The sequence below is a fragment of the Paenibacillus riograndensis SBR5 genome, assembly GCF_000981585.1.
GTDB classification, from domain to species: domain Bacteria; phylum Bacillota; class Bacilli; order Paenibacillales; family Paenibacillaceae; genus Paenibacillus_AQ; species Paenibacillus_AQ riograndensis.
In genome coordinates, this window is sequence record NZ_LN831776.1 from 5911138 (window position 1) to 5928699 (window position 17562).

20 protein-coding genes and 2 tRNA genes are annotated in these 17562 nt (G+C 52.4%); 7 read left to right on the forward strand and 15 right to left on the reverse strand.

The features are described 5' to 3' along the window. Window positions 1–503 precede the first annotated feature (503 nt). On the reverse strand, window positions 504–839 hold the full coding sequence (locus PRIO_RS25060) for a YolD-like family protein (RefSeq protein ID WP_020427796.1): 336 nt from the start codon (window positions 837–839) through the stop codon (window positions 504–506). 218 nt (window positions 840–1057) lie between these two features. After that, on the reverse strand, window positions 1058–1720 hold the full coding sequence (locus tag PRIO_RS25065; RefSeq protein ID WP_020427797.1) for a hypothetical protein: 663 nt from the start codon (window positions 1718–1720) through the stop codon (window positions 1058–1060). Window positions 1721–1924: 204 nt separating this feature from the next. On the opposite strand from PRIO_RS25065, the gene PRIO_RS34095 reads away from it, so the two are divergent. Beyond that, complete coding sequence (locus PRIO_RS34095) at window positions 1925–2425, forward strand: zinc ribbon domain-containing protein (RefSeq protein ID WP_020427798.1); 501 nt, start codon at window positions 1925–1927, stop codon at window positions 2423–2425. A 17-nt stretch (window positions 2426–2442) separates the two neighbouring features. On the opposite strand, the gene PRIO_RS25075 is transcribed toward PRIO_RS34095, so the two are convergent. Beyond that, window positions 2443–3918, reverse strand: coding sequence for a glycosyl hydrolase (locus PRIO_RS25075; protein ID WP_039787469.1), 1476 nt, complete (start codon window positions 3916–3918; stop codon window positions 2443–2445). A gap of 265 nt (window positions 3919–4183) precedes the next feature. Between PRIO_RS25075 and PRIO_RS25080 the strand changes: the two genes are divergently transcribed. Both PRIO_RS25080 and PRIO_RS36240 read left to right on the forward strand, forming a co-directional pair. Then, complete coding sequence (locus PRIO_RS25080; protein ID WP_020427800.1) at window positions 4184–4624, forward strand: NucA/NucB deoxyribonuclease domain-containing protein; 441 nt, start codon at window positions 4184–4186, stop codon at window positions 4622–4624. 240 nt (window positions 4625–4864) lie between these two features. Then, complete coding sequence (locus tag PRIO_RS36240) at window positions 4865–5002, forward strand: hypothetical protein (protein WP_167345665.1); 138 nt, start codon at window positions 4865–4867, stop codon at window positions 5000–5002. Between the two features lie 48 nt (window positions 5003–5050). Here the strand turns inward: PRIO_RS36240 and PRIO_RS36245 are convergent, their stop codons facing one another. After that, entirely contained in the window at window positions 5051–5203 is a 153-nt protein-coding gene (locus tag PRIO_RS36245) for a hypothetical protein (protein ID WP_157764361.1), read from the reverse strand. Between the two features lie 214 nt (window positions 5204–5417). Here PRIO_RS36245 and PRIO_RS35090 point away from each other — a divergent pair, with 214 nt between their 5' ends. The 4 genes from PRIO_RS35090 (at window position 5418) to PRIO_RS25095 (ending at window position 7130) form a co-directional block, all read left to right on the forward strand. Next, on the forward strand, window positions 5418–5594 hold the full coding sequence (locus tag PRIO_RS35090; protein ID WP_020427803.1) for a YjfB family protein: 177 nt from the start codon (window positions 5418–5420) through the stop codon (window positions 5592–5594). A gap of 131 nt (window positions 5595–5725) precedes the next feature. Continuing rightward, window positions 5726–6250, forward strand: a complete 525-nt coding sequence (locus PRIO_RS25090; RefSeq protein ID WP_231869752.1) for an ImmA/IrrE family metallo-endopeptidase — start codon at window positions 5726–5728, stop codon at window positions 6248–6250. 83 nt (window positions 6251–6333) lie between these two features. Beyond that, window positions 6334–6495, forward strand: coding sequence for a hypothetical protein (locus PRIO_RS36250; protein WP_020427805.1), 162 nt, complete (start codon window positions 6334–6336; stop codon window positions 6493–6495). A 245-nt stretch (window positions 6496–6740) separates the two neighbouring features. Beyond that, window positions 6741–7130 carry a hypothetical protein gene (locus tag PRIO_RS25095; RefSeq protein WP_020427806.1) on the forward strand — a complete coding sequence of 130 codons (390 nt, stop codon included), beginning with the start codon at window positions 6741–6743 and terminating at the stop codon, window positions 7128–7130. 178 nt (window positions 7131–7308) lie between these two features. Here the strand turns inward: PRIO_RS25095 and PRIO_RS25100 are convergent, their stop codons facing one another. The 11 genes from PRIO_RS25100 to pyrR all read right to left on the reverse strand — a co-directional run bounded on the left by PRIO_RS25100 (window position 7309) and on the right by pyrR (window position 17514). Beyond that, complete coding sequence (locus PRIO_RS25100) at window positions 7309–7602, reverse strand: DUF3139 domain-containing protein (protein ID WP_046505230.1); 294 nt, start codon at window positions 7600–7602, stop codon at window positions 7309–7311. Between the two features lie 257 nt (window positions 7603–7859). Next, a tRNA-Ile gene (locus PRIO_RS25105) sits at window positions 7860–7933 on the reverse strand. A 46-nt stretch (window positions 7934–7979) separates the two neighbouring features. Beyond that, window positions 7980–8056 (reverse strand) — tRNA-Met (locus PRIO_RS25110). A gap of 83 nt (window positions 8057–8139) precedes the next feature. Beyond that, a complete protein-coding gene (locus tag PRIO_RS36255) occupies window positions 8140–8304 on the reverse strand; it encodes a hypothetical protein (protein WP_019909365.1) in 165 nt (54 codons plus the stop codon). 190 nt (window positions 8305–8494) lie between these two features. Beyond that, a complete protein-coding gene (pyrE, locus tag PRIO_RS25115; RefSeq protein WP_020427807.1) occupies window positions 8495–9142 on the reverse strand; it encodes an orotate phosphoribosyltransferase in 648 nt (215 codons plus the stop codon). Next, complete coding sequence (gene pyrF / locus PRIO_RS25120; protein WP_046507416.1) at window positions 9139–9918, reverse strand: orotidine-5'-phosphate decarboxylase; 780 nt, start codon at window positions 9916–9918, stop codon at window positions 9139–9141. Before pyrF ends, pyrE begins: the two co-directional genes overlap by 4 nt. Before the next feature lie 182 nt (window positions 9919–10100). Beyond that, window positions 10101–13322, reverse strand: coding sequence for a carbamoyl-phosphate synthase large subunit (gene carB, locus PRIO_RS25125; RefSeq protein ID WP_020427809.1), 3222 nt, complete (start codon window positions 13320–13322; stop codon window positions 10101–10103). A gap of 1 nt (window position 13323) precedes the next feature. Next, complete coding sequence (carA, locus tag PRIO_RS25130; RefSeq protein WP_020427810.1) at window positions 13324–14502, reverse strand: glutamine-hydrolyzing carbamoyl-phosphate synthase small subunit; 1179 nt, start codon at window positions 14500–14502, stop codon at window positions 13324–13326. 135 nt (window positions 14503–14637) lie between these two features. Continuing rightward, on the reverse strand, window positions 14638–15918 hold the full coding sequence (locus PRIO_RS25135; RefSeq protein ID WP_046507419.1) for a dihydroorotase: 1281 nt from the start codon (window positions 15916–15918) through the stop codon (window positions 14638–14640). A gap of 103 nt (window positions 15919–16021) precedes the next feature. Next, entirely contained in the window at window positions 16022–16930 is a 909-nt protein-coding gene (locus PRIO_RS25140) for an aspartate carbamoyltransferase catalytic subunit (protein ID WP_020427813.1), read from the reverse strand. Window positions 16931–16932: 2 nt separating this feature from the next. After that, window positions 16933–17514: a bifunctional pyr operon transcriptional regulator/uracil phosphoribosyltransferase PyrR gene (gene pyrR / locus PRIO_RS25145; RefSeq protein ID WP_039787487.1), complete on the reverse strand. Its 582-nt coding sequence runs from the start codon at window positions 17512–17514 to the stop codon at window positions 16933–16935. Window positions 17515–17562 lie beyond the last annotated feature (48 nt).

A 17562-nucleotide genomic window follows, 5' to 3' on the forward strand; every position in this document is an offset into this window, starting at 1 on the left:
CCTTCGAATTTCAAGTGGAAAAAGGGGCACTAATTTTGCTCAAGCATCCTATTCTCCGCAGATGAAGTGGAAAAAGGGCAACTAATTCAGGCCATTTTTCGCTTCTGACGAAGGAATATGGCACAATTAAGTATCCTTTTTCCACTTCAAGCTCACAATTGTTAATTTTGGGGAGAAATAAGTTCCCTTTTTCCAACTATATAAGTTGAACTTTAGTTTTACATTGTGGGGTATGGTCGTAACTACGGGGAATGTTTGGACTTCCAGCCGCTGTTGTCCCCAGATTTCTTGATTGGAACCGCCTTTTGCGGTTGAAATCCGGTGACTGATTATGCTTCCGATGCGAGCTTTCCTACGGAAAGCTTTCAGGCGGACGCTACCGCTCTTCCAGTTCCAAACTTCCCCTCCGCACTTCTGCCCTTTTTATGAATTCTTTAAGTTCAACTTATATAGCATTGCTCACCTGCTTCATCGCAAGCAGAGTTTGGAGAATAGTCTGCCGCTCAGACAATGTAAGCTTCGACAATATCATCGACCTGAATCCACTTCCATTCCTCCGCCCACTGCAGCTTGATCTCACGCGAGTGGGTGTGAATGGAAGTCACAAAGCCGTTCAGCTGCTTGTTCCCGCAAGGATCATGCATCACTACTGTTACCCGGACATGGCTCCGCAGCGACAGCGCCAGCGTGCATTCAATCTCCTCCAGCTTCTGCTCATCCAGAACGGGCTTTCCTCGGTTCAGCATCTCCCGTTCATCCTTCGGTATCCGGCTTTTGTGCTCTGGCAGCAGCACTCTGCTGCTCTCCCACAGGCCGTACTCTTCCAGCTTCTTGCCCATTGTGCTTTTCCTCCTCCAAGGATGACCTGATTCATTTCAGTTATTGCGCTCCACACAAAGCGAACGTATGTTTGTATTATATGCGAGTTTCCGCTTGTTAAGCAATCAGAAAAAAATGACAGAACCGTAAGCAAAAGGCGCCCACAGTGTTCGCTGTGCAGCGCCTTTTGCTGTCCAATGACAGGGAAGCTTTGTTTCTACCTTAGCAGGGTTTCGCTTTATTTAATCTCTGTTACGGAAGTTCCCTTACCGGTCTGCGGATGTACCTGGATATCTGTTGTGCCTGTATTGGCTTGGCTGTCTGTACCCGGTTTAGAATCCGCAGCAGTCCCGGTCCCTGCACCAGCCAGTGTGTCCGTGGCCGCACTTCCCGGTTCAATCAGCCCTGCCGCCACTCTGGCCTCATTCAGCTTGGAGATGCCATACAGCATCGCTACATCCGCCTGCTGGTTCATGTCCTGGAACTCCTCGGCAGTAACATCCGGAGAAACCGCACTTTTCGAGGCTTTCTCCTTGATGGAATACGCACTCTGGAAGGCAATTACCGATTCTTTAAGCAGCTTCTGGATGTTCTCCGGCAGGCTTTTGGAGATCTTCACATCCTTGACTTCATCGGCGATATCCGAAGCGGTGTCCTGAAAATCATCCACTGCTTTCTCCATCTCACTGTCACTGGCTTTTCCTGTTGAATACGAAGTTAAGGCTGTGTTGAATGCCTCCAATGAGGACTTGCCCATTTCATCGAACTTTGACATTTCATTATAAAAATTTTGCACGTTCTCCTGCACCTCTTCATGGGAAGCAGGCGCGGAGCTATTATTGCTGCAGGCGCTTAGAATACCAACCATCATCAGCAACGCCGCCAGTAAGGCTTGTCTCATATTAAGTATCCCTCCACTTAACAGAATAATAGCGAGTTTTGTAAAGTGCAACTGAAAATAATGTAAAAGTAGCAGAGATGAAACTTTTTGCAGAATTGAAGCGTATTTTGGGCAGGTACAAACAACAAAGATCCCCAGTAGTGACTGGAAATCCTTGTTATACTATAATGATGTCAACATGAATGATAGAGAGGAAGATAGCTTATGCCTTACTGCACAAGCTGTGGCGCAGAGTACAAGCAAGGGGCCAAATTTTGCGGAGAATGCGGCGCAAGCACTACCGGAGGCGCAGCTGCACCTGAACGCCGGGCGTCATCCGGAGCCGCACCAGGTTCCGGCTCCGGACCTGAAACAAAGTTATGGCAGGGCAAGCCGGCCGGTATCTCCGACCGCATCAAAGGCATCGTGGGCCTGAATACAACCACATACACCATCACCAGCCAGCGCATTATGGTCAAAACCGGGCTGATCGGGAAGGACGTGGAAGAAATCGAGCTGCTGCGGGTCAATGATTTTTCTGTGGCCCAGTCCATACCCCAGCGTATACTGGGTATCGGAACACTTACTGTATTCTCGGACGATGCTTCATCGCCACAGCTGCTTTTCCACAGGATCCGCCAGCCCCAATCGGTGAAGGATGTGCTGCGCCAAGCCGTACGCAATGAGAAAATCGCCAACAATATCAGCTACCGGGAACAAATCTAACCCGCTGGCCAACCTGTTTAAGGAAGATAGAAGGCCCCGGCCGGGATGACGCTTTTCACCTGGCTGGGGCTTTCCCACATCAGCACCACCCGCGCATCCCCCTGGTTCTCATAATACTCCACCTTCAGCTCATGCAGCTTCCCGGCAATCAGATTCACCTGTCCCTGCCGCTCCTGTCCGCTCTGCTTCATCCAGCTGTCAATCACCAGCACGCCGTCAATCCACACGCGGATGCCGTCGTCCGAGGACGAATAAATCGTGTAGCTCTCCGTGTATGCGGCACTCAGCCTGCCGCTCCAGCGCACCGAGAAGAAATCAGCAGGGAGAGCCGGATCGGGGGCCGCCTGCCGCCAGATATAGTTAATGCCGGAATCGGTCCGGGTGAACGCCGGCGTGCCGCTGAGCGATGCATTGCTGTAATATTGCCCGTACAGGCCCGGCATGGGGCCAGCTTCAGGCATAGAGGCATACTGCGCCGCCTTCGCCGCGTATTCCTTCCTGGTGAGCACGAAGGAATCGTTCATAAAAGCCTTGATGACCGCATCGCTGTTCTTCTCATACAGCAGCTTTCCCCAGCTCATCTGGTAGGACCATTTATGCTGGGTTTTGGCCAGCACCGCCGGGGACGGAAGTTCCCCGTTCTCGCCTATGGCGATCAGCTTGCCGCGTCCCAGATTCCACATGGCATCATGGTGGCTCTGCTTGAAATCCGCTTCATAGATATCCAGCGCCAACACATCCACCTTGCCGGCGCCGGGGTAATAGTCTGCCGGTTCATCGGACCACTCGTTTTTGGCATTGGGGCTCCACACCCACAGCAGATTATGCAGCTTGTGATACGCTGTGTACCGGTCGAACATGAGGTTCCACAGCTTGCTGAACGAGCTTTTTTGGCCCCACCAGAACCAGCCGCCGTTCATCTCATGGTAGGGGCGCCAGAGCACCGGCACGCCCGCATTAGAAAGCTTTTTCAAAGACTGGGCTGTCTTGTCCAGCTCCGCGATCAGCGCTTTGTACTGAACGGTACCCGGGGTGATATATTTGGCAAAATCCGCCTCGCTAAGGCTCATCGAGACATTCGACCAGGCCGGAGCGGTCCCTGGCAAATTCTCATGATAGCTCATGGTGACGATTCCGCCCGCCTGATGCCACCGGATTGCGCTGTCTACCACTGCCTGCCGCTGGCTGCTGATCTGCTGCTCCGACTGATTCTCAATCGCCCCCAGCTCATAGCCGTGGAGCGCGGCATATTGTCCGCTGGTCGTATTCAGCCTGGCACTGAATTCATCCGGGCTCTCCAGATAATCATGCTGCCCGCTGATCATTCCTTGTCCCTGCAAGCGGTATAACGTTTGCAGCAGCTTCCGGGCCGGAGACGCAAGCGCAGCATCTGCAGGGGCCATCTGCACATTCCGGAATGCCGCCTGCCATTGTACATCCCCGACCAGCCGTGATGCAGATTCCAGTAAATCCCGAAGGATGCGCGATTCCATCTTTTCCACCATCCTATCCCTTTTTTCTACATCTTATGGGGAACTGTCGGACAAGTGCACGGCGAAATGACATAAAACCGGCATAAATATACAGCACGCTTTTAAAAATCTGTTATACCCGTTCCCCCCTTCTTTTGCTAATTTCAGTATTCTAAAGGAAGCTATAATTAAGCTATACTAATTAAGTCTACGCTTATGGAAGCAGTGGCTCACCCACTTAAGCCATGCTTTCAGCTTAGCTATCAAAAATTTAGGAGGCAGCAACGTGAAGTCCAAGAAATTCATCCCAAGTCTCATCATCACAGTGCTGCTCCTGATTGCCGCTTACTGGTACGAACAGAACGGTGATCTGCCTGGCAGCCGGCCGGCTGCAGAAGATACAGACGTTGTCCAGTTGAGGTTCCCGAGCGACCGTTTCCCGGAGACAGCCCGGCACATTCAGGACGCCATCCGCAGCGGGGAGGCCAGTATCTGCACTATTGAACGGCAGGAAGCAGACGAAAACCGCAAGGAATCTCTGAAGGGGGTGCCCACCAAAAAAGGTTATGACCGTGACGAATGGCCGATGGCCATGTGCGAGGAAGGCGGCAGCGGAGCCGACATTGAATACATAACGCCTAGCGACAACCGGGGTGCCGGAAGCTGGGTTGGCAACCAGCTGGAGGGACTGCCCGACGGTACGCAGGTAGAATTCATCTTCAAATAAAGGGGGAGATGTCAACGATCCCGATTGCCTGCCCGGTCAGCTTTTCCATACCATATCCTATTGTGCTAGCATTAGCCCCTTCCTCTAAAGAAACAGGAATAGTTGTATGCAATACATGCGAACTAATGTTCCTTATGCAACTATGCAGATAATAGGCGTAAAATAGGTGGGGTATTATTCTACACGCGGAGAGCCAGGGTGTTCTATATCTGTTATCGGGGAAAAAAACTGTATGGCCCTATGTCTGAAGAGGAGGCCTTAAAAGAATGGTTTGCGCTTGCAGGAACGGTCAAGGAACTGTATATCATTGAAACGGATGAGGCCACAGGAAAAATCAAACGCCAGATCGGACCTTCTGCCCGCAGAAAAAAGAAATAGCCCTATCCGGCACATTGCCAGACAGGGCGGCACTCACTGATCAAATGGTTAGAATATACAGGCTTTAGTGATAATAACCAGCAAAATGAACAATACCAGAATTGCACCTGTGGAAGTAAAAGGACTGCAAACCGGCACCGGAGGACCCTGATTCACACCACCAACATTATTACAACCGCAACCATATTCTGCTCCCATCATTCATTCCTCCTCACAAATATTGACTACAGCACAGAATATGTAGAAGGGAAACAGGCCGTATGGGCCAATCGGCAAAGAAATACCATTCACCTAATCAATTTTGCCCGTGCAGTCGATATACTAAGGGAAGCCAATAAACCTAATTTTTCCTTTGGGGGCAGGTTTTACGGTATTCAGGGCATAACGCTCACTAACTTTGTTTAGGAGGTGCGAAATGGATATTGCCGCTCTATCGGTATCGATGAACCAGGCCGGTCTGAAACAGGCTGTAGGCCTCCAGGTCCTCAGCATTGCCAAGAACCAGGCAGAAATCCAGGGTCAGAATTTAGCGCAAATGCTTTCACAGAGCTTGGACCCAAACTTAGGAAAAACACTTGATATTAAGGTTTGATTGCTTTATGCTTAGATACATAAGAACACAGGTTCGCAGAACCCACTAAGCCCTCCGGGCTTTTCTTTTGACCATAAATACGAACATACGATCTTATATCTGAGGTGAAGCACATGCATTCCTATTATCAAATGACTGCTCTGGAGAAGTGGACGGAGGATTTGTATGAACGGCTGGAGATCGTGAAGCCGGCACAAATATCAATTGCATACATTGCCGAGCGCCTGAATATCTGGGTTCATTATCTCGATGTGAGGAGTAAAGGGATTGAGGCCTCTGCCGGGATGTACAGCATGTTCATCGACAATCGGCTTCCTGAAGAACTGCAGCGCCTGGAATTCCTGCATGAGCTTTGCCACCTGCTCCGTCATGCCGGCAGCCATACACTGATGCCTGAGCAATTCACGCAAGCAGAGAAGGATGAATCGGAGCGGTTTATTTTGTATGCGGCCATGCCTTACTCTATGATCTCGAAGATGAGACTGCCCGAGCTGCGGGAAGATGCGATTCAGGAGCTTGCCGCAGTTTTTCAGGTCCCTTGCGAGCTGGCTCTGCAGCGGATTGACCAGATTCAGCGCCGGGTATTCCAGGGACAACTGATTGCCGTGATGGAGCGGAACGAGGACCGAAAATTAATCCACAGACATATTCGGTGAATGCAGCGGGGATAATAATTCACATCATGCAGAGCTAGAGCCTCCAGACTAAAAGGCGAAATTTACCCGTAAGGGGGAGCAGTATGGAAGCCATCCAAATTATCCAGTTATTATTGACCCACCCGGATTACAGCGTGGACGCAGTACACCCCGAAATTCCGGATTTTGTCGGCATCGAAGCCATTGAAGTAGACCATGAAACCCAGACCTTCTCCATTCTATTGCAGGAGCCGCAAGATGATTGATGTCTTGACTATAGGCCATACAATCTGACCGGCGAACCACAAAGTGACCCTGCCGTAATCCGGCAGGGCCTATTATCTTTTCCTCCGTCAATAGTTTGTCATATTTTATAACATAATTATGTTTTTGTTAGCTTAAATCTGTGTAAATAATACTATAATCGCCAAACTCCAAATACTTTTTACATAATTATGCATTCGGTGTGATTATATATACCGCAAACAGCCAGACTAGGAGATGACAGCTTTTGAAAATAACCCTTCCGCACGATGTCCCCCTGCACCTTTATATTCCGGTAGCCAAAGTATTTTACCCTTTCCCTATTTATTTTCTGCGCCTGGCCGCTCCCGTCCCCTATGAAAAGAGCATCTCCAGAATCCTCAACTCATTGAACGAAAACAGCTATTCTTCCATTGATAAAGTGCAGAATGCCACGATTGGAGAACTGAGACAGGTTAGAAATTTCGGTGAAAAAGGACTTGCTATCCTTCTCGAACTCTTGCATACCTTATCCCGGCAGCCTGAATTAGTCCTCGAAACCGAAAAGCTTGATCACAGCCTCCGTGCTGAACTGGATCATCTCAAGCAGGTGATGCCTGTAAAGTTGCAGCTGCTGGATATAGGGATTGAAGTGTAGGTATACGCGAAGAACAGTAACGCCAAGCGTCATATCCGAAAAAGAAGCAGCATGGGCGCCACATTCCCGCTGGTAGCTGACATTTACAGCGGCTCGGACATCATAAGACGATGGGCTTTGCCATTTCTTTAAAACATTTCGTTCATGGTAACTCTTAAAAAACAATATTTTAGGTTCATTAATTATCCTTTTTTAATCGCTGCGGTTCTTTAGGATCTAGCTGTGTCCAATCTGACGCATCTCTGTCTGTAAAAATGTATTTAGTATTAGGGTCATCAGCAAATATTACATACACAGGAAACTTCGGCATAGAACCAAACTTTGCTTTAATACTCACTATATCAGATTCAGAGTACCCCTCTACAGTAATTAAATATGCTTTTAGGCTTTTTTCAAGTGAATTATATTTAAACTGAAGTGCTGCATAAATCCCAATAACCAGCAAAATGATAACCAATGCTGCGATGGTCACAAATTTTCTAATTTTAAAAGCACCTCCTGTAATAAAAAAAACAAATAATTAACTTTCCATATACTTCTCAACAATAAACCTAATATAACATTTTCTTCAACTACGAAAGGTGAGTTTATAACCATTGATGGAGTAACAAATCCCCTAAGATCGGGGGTATTATTAACGTTCATCAAGTCTATTCCTTCACAAATACTAACTCCTGTATAGACATAAACATAGCAAAAACCCCTTGCTAGGCAAGGGGTTTAGTGAAGTGGGCCCTACAGGACTCGAACCTGTGACCAATCGGTTATGAGCCGACCGCTCTAACCAACTGAGCTAAGGGCCCGGATCTAGGATTCCGTATATACAATGGCTGTCTGAGAAAATAAAATTGGTTGCGGGGGCAGGATTTGAACCTGCGGCCTTCGGGTTATGAGCCCGACGAGCTACCGGGCTGCTCCACCCCGCGTCAGTAATCATATTCAAACAGCGACAATAGATAATATACATCATATCCGGGTCAAAAGTCAAGGATGATTTTGGTTAATGGGTTCAGGGCAGGAAACGTACCCCATAACGGCCCTTGCGCGAACGGTATATTTCCACAAAACGCGGGTCATGGTAGCCGTAAATCCAGCCGTCCTGCTCCAGCCTTTTGGCCAGGCAGCCTGCTTGAAATCTTGTCCTGAACAGCTTCGCAAAGTAGATCCAATTCATCGTCCCCTCTTCTCCTTTTCACCAAGTGATGGCCTTCCGCTGTGAAGTTATTATACCCCGTTTCAGACGAAAACCTTAGGCCGAACCGGCAAGAGGGGCTGCCAAATTCTGTGTGGGTTTGCTTCAGACTAAAAATCCCTCACTGCTAAAGTGAGGGATTCGTATACTTATATGTCTGTATCCTGGGTTTTTACTTCTGCACTCCAAACGATGCCGGATCTTTACGCCAGGATTGCAGCAGCTCCACATCCGTGTCGGCGATGGTTCCCTGCCCCAGGGCTACATCAATTAGAGTGGTGTAGTTGGACAGGGTCTGCAGCGGCACACCTGCTGCCGCGAACGCTTCGGTGGCGCGGTCCAGCTCGTAGCTGAAAATAGCCAGCACGACCAGCGGAACGCCTCCCGCTTCCTGTACAGCCTGAGCGGCCTTGATAGAGCTGCCGCCGGTGGAGATCAGGTCCTCGATAATAATGACCTTCTGTCCCGGAGAGATCAGGCCCTCGATCTGGTTCTGCTTGCCGTGGCCTTTGGCCTTGTCGCGGATGTAAGCCATCGGCAGGTTCAGCTTGTCTGCTACCCAGGCCGCATGCGGGATGCCCGCAGTAGCTGTGCCTGCAATAACTTCAGCATCCGGGTAGGTGCTGGCGATTGTCTCGACGAAGGCGTCGGCGATGTAGCCCCGGACTTCTGGGAAGGACAGTGTCAGACGGTTATCACAGTAGATGGGTGATTTAATGCCGGAGGTCCAGGTAAAAGGGTCCTGCGGACGCAGCGCTACCGCACCGATCTTCAGCAGGTAACGGGCAATCTGTTCACTTTTATTCAATAACGGGCTCATGCTTGGCTCATCTCCTCAATAATGGTAAGTGCGGCCTGGCGCGGATCTGCCGCCGCCGTAATCGGTCGTCCGACGACCAGGAAGTGGCTGCCCTGGCGAATCGCTTGACCAGGTGTCATGACACGGGACTGGTCATCAAGGGAAGCTCCGGCAGGACGTATCCCAGGCGTCACTGTACGGAAGTCCGGGCCGCAGGCAGCAGCAATGACTGCCGCTTCCTGCGGGGAGGCCACAACGCCGTGCAGGCCCGCCTCAGCCGCTAGCTTGGCATACCGCACAACGGTATCCGTTACCGTCCCGGATATGCCGATCTCACGGTTCATCATCTCCTGGCTGGTGCTTGTAAGCTGTGTGACTGCGATAATGAGCGGAATATGCAGCGACGGATGCAGGCTGACGGCCTTGGCCGCACCTTCGAGCGCAGCAGCCATCATCGCCGTTCCCCCGGCTGCGTGCACGTTGAACATATCCACGCCAAGCAGGGTCAGGCTCTCTGCCCCGCCGCGCACGGTATTGGGGATATCATGCATTTTGACATCCAGAAAGACGGAGTAGCCGCGCGCCTTCAGCTCTCTGATGAAGCCAGGGCCTGCAGCATAAAACAGCTGCATGCCCACCTTCATATAACATGGAATGCCTTCCAGCTTATCGATTAGCAGGCTCGCCTGTTCCACATCCGGAACATCGAGGGCAACCATCAGCCGCCCGGCCATTTCCTCCCGCTTTTCAACTTGTGCAACCGTCTCATGCCCATGCTGCGTGGCAGTCTGCTCCATTTGCCGATCCTCTCCCTTTGTCATCGATCCAACGCTCCTTGCCATGCGGTACACCGCATGTTCTATTTTCGCATAAGGATATGTTCTGTCAGGGATTTTGTCCCCGGGCACAGCGGAACGGTCTGCGCTAACGCAAACCGTCCCTGTAGCCACCCCATAAGGCAGCCTGGTTCATTTCATAATTATTGTCCGACAAAAGCGGGCATCGACTGCGACGAGAAGTTAATCGTCTGAAGCATTCTCAGCAGTGCAGTTACGGTATCGAGCGAAGTCATACATACGACGCCGTTCTCTACCGCTTCACGGCGGATGCGGAAGCCGTCGCGCTCCGGTGTTTTGCCTTTGGTCAGGGTATTGAAGACGAAGTTGGCTTGACCGCTGCGAATCAGATCGAGGATGGTCGGCTCTCCCTCATCCAGCTTATTGACGTTCATCACGTTCAGGCCCGCTTGTTCAAGCGCAAGCGCCGTGCCGCCGGTGGCAATGATTTTGTAGCCCATGGCGTGGAAGCCCTTCATCAGCTCTACGGCTTCAGCCTTGTCTTTGTCCGCAACCGTTACGATGATGGCTCCGGTGGTTGGAATTTTCATGCCTGCCCCGATCAGCCCTTTGTAGAGGGCTTTGGCATACAATTTATCGCGGCCCATAACCTCGCCGGTCGATTTCATTTCCGGTCCGAGTGTAGGCTCTACTCTGCGCAGCTTGGCAAAAGAGAACACCGGCACTTTGACCGAAACATAGTCGCTCTCCGGCCACAGGCCTTCAGTGTAACCTTCCTCTTTCAGCTTGCCGCCGAGAATGGTTTTGGTGGCCAGATGGGCCATAGGAATGCCGGTCACCTTGCTGAGGAAAGGAACCGTACGCGAGGAGCGCGGGTTGACCTCGATGACATACACTTCATTTTGATAAATGACAAACTGGATATTCACCAGCCCGACCGTTTTCAGTTCTTTGGCGATCTTGATCGTGATGTCAGCGATCTTCTGCTTCAGGCCTTCATCCAGATACTGCGGAGGATATACGGCGATGGAGTCACCGGAGTGAACCCCTGCGCGCTCAACATGCTCCATGATACCCGGGATGACTACCGTCTCGCCGTCGCAGATGGCATCGACTTCAACCTCTTTGCCCAGCATGTAACGGTCGATCAGCACCGGATGCTCCGGATTGACCTTCACTGCTTCAGCCATGTAGCTCAGCAGCTCCGTATCATTGTACACGATCTCCATGGCACGGCCGCCCAGCACGTAGGAAGGACGTACCAGAACCGGATAGCCGAGCGATTGAGCAGTTTCTACCGCTTCATCGATGTTGATGACCGTTTTGCCCTTCGGTTGGGCGATATCCAGACGGGCCAGCAGGGCTTCGAACTTCTTGCGGTCCTCGGCTTCATCGATGCTGTCCAGGCTGGTGCCCAGAATATTCACGCCGGCCGCAGCCAGCGGTGCAGCCAGGTTAATCGCCGTCTGGCCGCCGAATTGGACGATGACCCCGATTGGATTTTCCTGGGCAATAACATTCATGACATCCTCAAAGAACAGCGGTTCAAAGTACAACCGGTCCGAGGTATTGAAGTCCGTAGAAACTGTCTCCGGATTGTTATTGATAATTACAGCTTCATAGCCGGCTTTTTGAATCGCCCAAACCGCATGAACCGTAGAATAGTCGAATTCGATGCCCTGGCCGATGCGGATCGGACCGGAGCCCAGCACGATTACTTTCTGCTTATCGGAATGAATAACCTCGTTCTCGGTTTCATAGGTCGAGTAATAGTATGGCGTAGAGGCTTCGAATTCAGCGGCGCAGGTATCCACCATTTTGAATACCGGGACCAGCCCCTGCTGCAGACGCAGCACGCGCACCTCGGATTCCTTCGTCTGCTCAAGGCCAGGACGGCCTTCAGCGCGGATCTCGGCAATCGCACGGTCAGTGAAACCCTTGCGCTTCGCCTGATAGAGTGTTTCCGGCGACAGTGTCGCTTCGCTGCGGATCACCTCTTCAAAGTTCACCAGGCCTTCGATCTTGGAGAGGAACCACCAGTCCACGCTGGTAATATCCTGAATCTCCTGCAGGCCGTAACCACGGCGGAACGCTTCAGCAATCAGGAACAGGCGCTCATCATCCGCCTTGGCAAGTCTTGTGCGCAGCACACTGTCTTCCAGCTGCTCTGCGCCAGGAAGCTTGAAGCGGTGAATGCCGATTTCCAGGGAACGGATCGCCTTGTGAATCGACTCTTCGAAGGTACGGCCAATCGCCATGACCTCACCGGTTGCTTTCATCTGCGTGCCCAGCTTGCGGTTCGCATAGATGAACTTGTCAAACGGCCAGCGCGGAATTTTGCTGACGATATAGTCCAGTGTCGGCTCGAAGCAGGCATACGTCTGGCCGGTAACCGGATTGACGATTTCATCCAGCGTGTAGCCCAGGGCGATTTTGGCCGCCATCTTGGCAATCGGATAACCGGTCGCCTTCGACGCCAGCGCCGAGGAACGGCTGACACGCGGGTTCACTTCAATCACATAATACTGATAGCTCTGCGGGTCGAGCGCGAACTGCACATTGCAGCCGCCTTCGATGTTCAGTGCACGGATGATCTTCAAGGAGGCGCTGCGCAGCATCTGGTACTCACGGTCAGACAAGGTCTGGCTTGGCGCTACGACAATACTGTCGCCTGTGTGTACGCCAACCGGGTCAAAGTTCTCCATGTTGCAGACCACGATACAGTTGTCGTTCGCGTCGCGCATCACCTCATATTCGACTTCCTTCATGCCGGCGATGCTCTTCTCCACCAGACATTGGCCGATCGGACTGTACCGGATACCTGCTTTGACGGTTTCGCGCAGCTCTTCCTCGTTGTCGCAAATCCCGCCGCCCGTCCCACCCAGCGTGTACGCAGGGCGGACGATCAGCGGGTAGCCGATCCCGGCTGCGAAGCCCATGGCTTCCTCCACACTGGTGATGATCGTGCTCTCCGGCACCGGCTGCTCCAGCTCGCGCATCAGCTCGCGGAACAAATCGCGGTCCTCCGCCTTCTCGATGGATCCCAGCTGTGTACCCAGCAGCTTCACGTTCTCCTGCTCCAGCACGCCTGCGCGGGCCAGCTCCACAGCCATGTTCAGTCCGGTCTGTCCGCCCAGAGTTGGCAGCAGTCCATCGGGACGCTCTTGGCGGATAATCCCGGTCACAAATTCAAGGGTGATCGGCTCGATGTATACCTTGTCGGCCATATTGGTATCGGTCATGATGGTAGCCGGGTTGCTGTTGATCAGCACAACCTCCACGCCTTCTTCTTTCAGCGCCTGGCAGGCCTGGGTTCCGGCATAGTCGAACTCGGCAGCCTGGCCGATGACGATCGGGCCGGAGCCGATGACGAGGATTTTCTTAAGCTTTTCGTTCTTTGGCATGTTATAGCGCTCCTTTCACGGCTTCGAGCTGCGGTGTAATAGTTAGTTCCGTGATTCTGGCGTTGGCCGCAAGCTGCGCCTGGCGCGAGCCTGCCGGTGTCTTGGCCTTGTGATCGGCAATCATTTGCAGGAAACGGTCGAACAAATAGCTGCTGTCATGCGGTCCCGGCGCCGCTTCCGGATGGTATTGCACCGAAAATGCGGGGTAACGGGTATGCTTCAGTCCTTCAACGGTCTTATCATTGTTGTTGATATGTGTCACTTCCAGGTCGGTCTTCCGCACAGACTCCTCGTTAACCGTGTAGCCATGGTTCTGGGAGGTGATGAAGCAGCGCCCGCTTTCGAGTTCTTTTACCGGATGGTTGCCGCCGCGGTGGCCGAATTTAAGCTTCTCCGTATCCGCACCGCAAGCCAGTGCGAACAATTGATGCCCCAGGCAGATGCCGAAGATCGGATATTCGCCGAGCAGCTCGGAGATCGTCTTTACGGCGTAAGGCACATCCTTCGGGTCCCCGGGGCCGTTGGAGAGCTGAATGCCGTCGGGATTAAGGCGGCGGATCTCATCTGCGGTCACGTCATGCGGCACAACAACCACATCGCAGCCGCGGTTATTCAGTTCACGCAGGATGCCGGTTTTGGCGCCGTAATCGACAAGCACGATCCGCTCCTTGTTGCCAGGGCTGTTATAGGCTGCCGTAGTAGAGGTGCGGGCCACCTGGTTGCGCAGCTCTTCAATGGTCGTATCCCCCATCATTTCCATGAGCTCTTCCACACGCTTATTGGAGGTGGTAAGGATCGCCTTCATGGTGCCGTAATGGCGGATAATGCGGGTGAGCATCCGGGTATCAATTTCGCTGATTCCGGGAATGCCATATTCCTTCAGCAAATCGTCTACGCTGTATTCAGCGCGCCAGTTGCTCGGCACCGCCTCATGGCGGCGCACGACAAAGCCGTGCACGAATGGGCGCACAGATTCGAAATCATCGCGGGTGATGCCGTAGTTTCCGATCAGGGGGTAAGTCATGGTCACGATCTGGCCGCAGTAGGAAGGGTCCGACAGCACCTCCTGATAACCCGTAATCCCTGTGTTAAAAACAACCTCGCCCGTCTTCTCGCCTTCCGCACCAAATGCGGTGCCAGTGAACAGCGTTCCGTCCTGAAGCAGCAATCTCGCCTGCATTTCCTTCCACTCCTTCTGGTTTCTGTAGTCTGGTTCTTATGTCTGGCCTCAATTAACCGGAGCAGGCGCACGAAAACGCCGCCGTATGTCAACCTGCCCCATACAGCCGGCAGCTTCGTCCTACCCGTCCGTCCGTTATTCTTCAGTCCATACAGCTGTGCCGTTTACCCATGTTTTGACCGGCCAGCCTTTAAGCTTCCATCCGCCAAAAGGTGTATTGCGTCCTTTGCTGGCAAACGAAGCGGGATCAACTTCCTTTTCTTCCGTAAGATCAATCAGTGTCAGGTCCGCAGGCAGCCCAACCGTGAGGCTGCCTGTATTCAGCCGGAATACCCGGGCCGGATCAGCCGTCATGCGCTGTACCAGCAGCGACAGGTCCCATTTGCCGGTTGCCACAAAAGCGGTATACAGCAGCGGGAACGCTGTCTCAAAGCCCACGATGCCGAATGGCGCAAGCTGCATGCCTTTGGCTTTTTCTTCTTCGCTGTGCGGTGCATGATCGGTAACGATGATATCGATTGTACCGTCCAGGAGCCCGGCGATGCAGGCCTCCACATCGCGGCGCGAGCGCAGCGGCGGGTTCATTTTCCAATTGGCGTCCAGCCCCGGAATGTCTTCTTCCGAGAGCAGCAGATGATGCGGGCATACCTCCGCGGTCACCTTGATGCCGATCTCCTTCGCCTGGCGGATCAGCCGAACAGATTGTTCTGTGCTGACATGGCAGACATGATAGTGTACCCCGGTTGCCTCAGCGAGCAGAATATCACGTCCGACATGAATGGCCTCTGATTCATTCGGAATCCCCCTCAATCCATGCTTGGCGGCAAAAGTACCTTCGGCTACCGCGCAGCCTTCCACCAGCGAGTTGTCTTCACAGTGGGCAATCACCGGCATATCCAGCCCTGCCGCGATCTTCATCGCATCCTTCATCATCTGGGCGCTCTGTACACCCACACCGTCATCCGTGAAGCCAATCGCTCCAGCCTCTTTCAAGGCGGCAAAATCAGTCAGCTCGCGTCCCAGCTCATTCTTCGTAATGGCTGCATAGGGCAGCACCTTCACCAGTCCGGCTTCAGCGGCTTTATCCTTCACGAACTGTACAATTTCCGGACTGTCCGTTACAGGGCGGGTATTCGGCATGCAGGCGATTGTAGTGAATCCGCCTTTTGCTGCTGAACGTGCTCCAGTTTCGATGGTTTCCTTATGCTCAAAACCTGGCTCGCGCAGATGCACATGCATATCGATCAGCCCCGGAATCAGCAGCTTTCCTTCCGCTTCAACAATCTCTCCGGCTTCATCCACAGCCTCGCTGCCGTCCTTGATTGCGGAGATAATTCCATCCTGCACCACGATATGTTTGCGCTCTAGCACGCCTTCCCCATTCAATACACTGGCGTTCTTGATGATCACGGTTATGATTCTCCTTTTACCCGCAGGCGTTCGGCCGCGAGCTCTGTAGTTATTATATAATAAAAATTCATCTTTGTGTATAATTATTAAATAGATTGTGTCAGGTTTTTTAGTGTATCGCTCTTTCAATTACGGCCATGCGCACAGGCACGCCGTTAGCCATCTGAGGGAAAATCCGTGATTTGTCGCTTTCCACCACAGCATCATCAATCTCAACATTCCGGTTCACCGGTGCCGGGTGCATGATAATTGTATTCTTGTCCAGTTTCGCGGCACGTTCTTCCGTAAGTCCGAACTGCTTCCGGTACTCGTCTGCGGATTGGAGGATACCCGTTGCATGGCGCTCCAGCTGCACACGCAGCATCATGACCACATCTGCTTTCAGCGCTTCCTCCATGGTTACATAAGGCGCGAACTCGGCCAGCTCGGGAGCTTTCATATTATCGGGAGCGCAGAACTGAACCTTGGCGCCCATTTTCGTCAGTCCCCAGAGGTTCGAGCGGGCCACCCGGCTATGCATAATATCCCCGATAATTGACACTTTGAGGCCCTTCAGTTCGCCAAAATTTTTGCTCATGGTGTATAGATCCAGCAGCGCCTGAGTCGGATGCTCGTTATTGCCGTCCCCTGCATTGATCAGCGGGATGGATACCTTCTCCGCCAGCTGCTGCAGCACCCCGGCAGGCTTCAAACGCACAACTCCAGCGTCGATCCCCATCGATTCCAGCGTACGCACGGTGTCGTAGATCGATTCGCCTTTTTCTACACTGGAAGCCGCAGCCGTAAAGTTCAGGACCTGAACACCCAGGCGTTTCTCAGCCATTTCGAAGGAAAACCGGGTCCGCGTGCTGTTCTCAAAAAACATGTTCGCTACAAAATGTGATCTCAGCACCGGTGTCAGCTTCTCGGCTTGATTGTCCCAGTAGGCCGTTCTGTTCAAAAGCTGGAGGATTTCCGTCCGGTCCAATTCCTTAATCCCCAGAAGACTGCGTTCCTTCACCTTGGTTGCTGTCATCATTGTCATCGTTCCTCCCGGTTGGAAATAATGTAAACCTCATCCTTGCCGTCGAACTCGGTCAGCGCCACTTCGATCTGCTCATGTCTGGAGGTAGGTACGTTCTTGCCGATGTAGTCCGGCCGGATCGGAAGCTCACGGTGACCACGGTCTGCAAGCACAGCCAACTGGATCATCCGCGGCCGTCCGCAATCCATCAAGGCGTCCATGGCAGCGCGGATCGTGCGGCCGGTGTATAGGACATCATCGAACAAAATCACTTTCTTGTCCTTAATACCTGAGGAACCGGCGGGCAAAGTAAGATTGCTGTTCACCACCGTACGGTCCATGGCTTCGCGGTTATCGCCGCCCCCCTCACGGTCATCGCGGTAGTGCGTGATGTCCAGCTCGCCGTATGGGATATCGACGCCTTCAATCTCCTTGATGCGTTCGGCAATCCGCTGCGCCAGATACACTCCCCGTGTGCGGATGCCCACCAGCAGGCAATTCTCAATACCCTTGTTCTTCTCCAAAATCTCATGGGCAATGCGCGACAGCGCGCGGCGGATTGCCGTTTCGTCCATAATCACATTTTTTTCAGTAACCATCATCCCTGCCATCCTCCTGCTTGATCGCCTGTTCAAGTTCCCCGGATA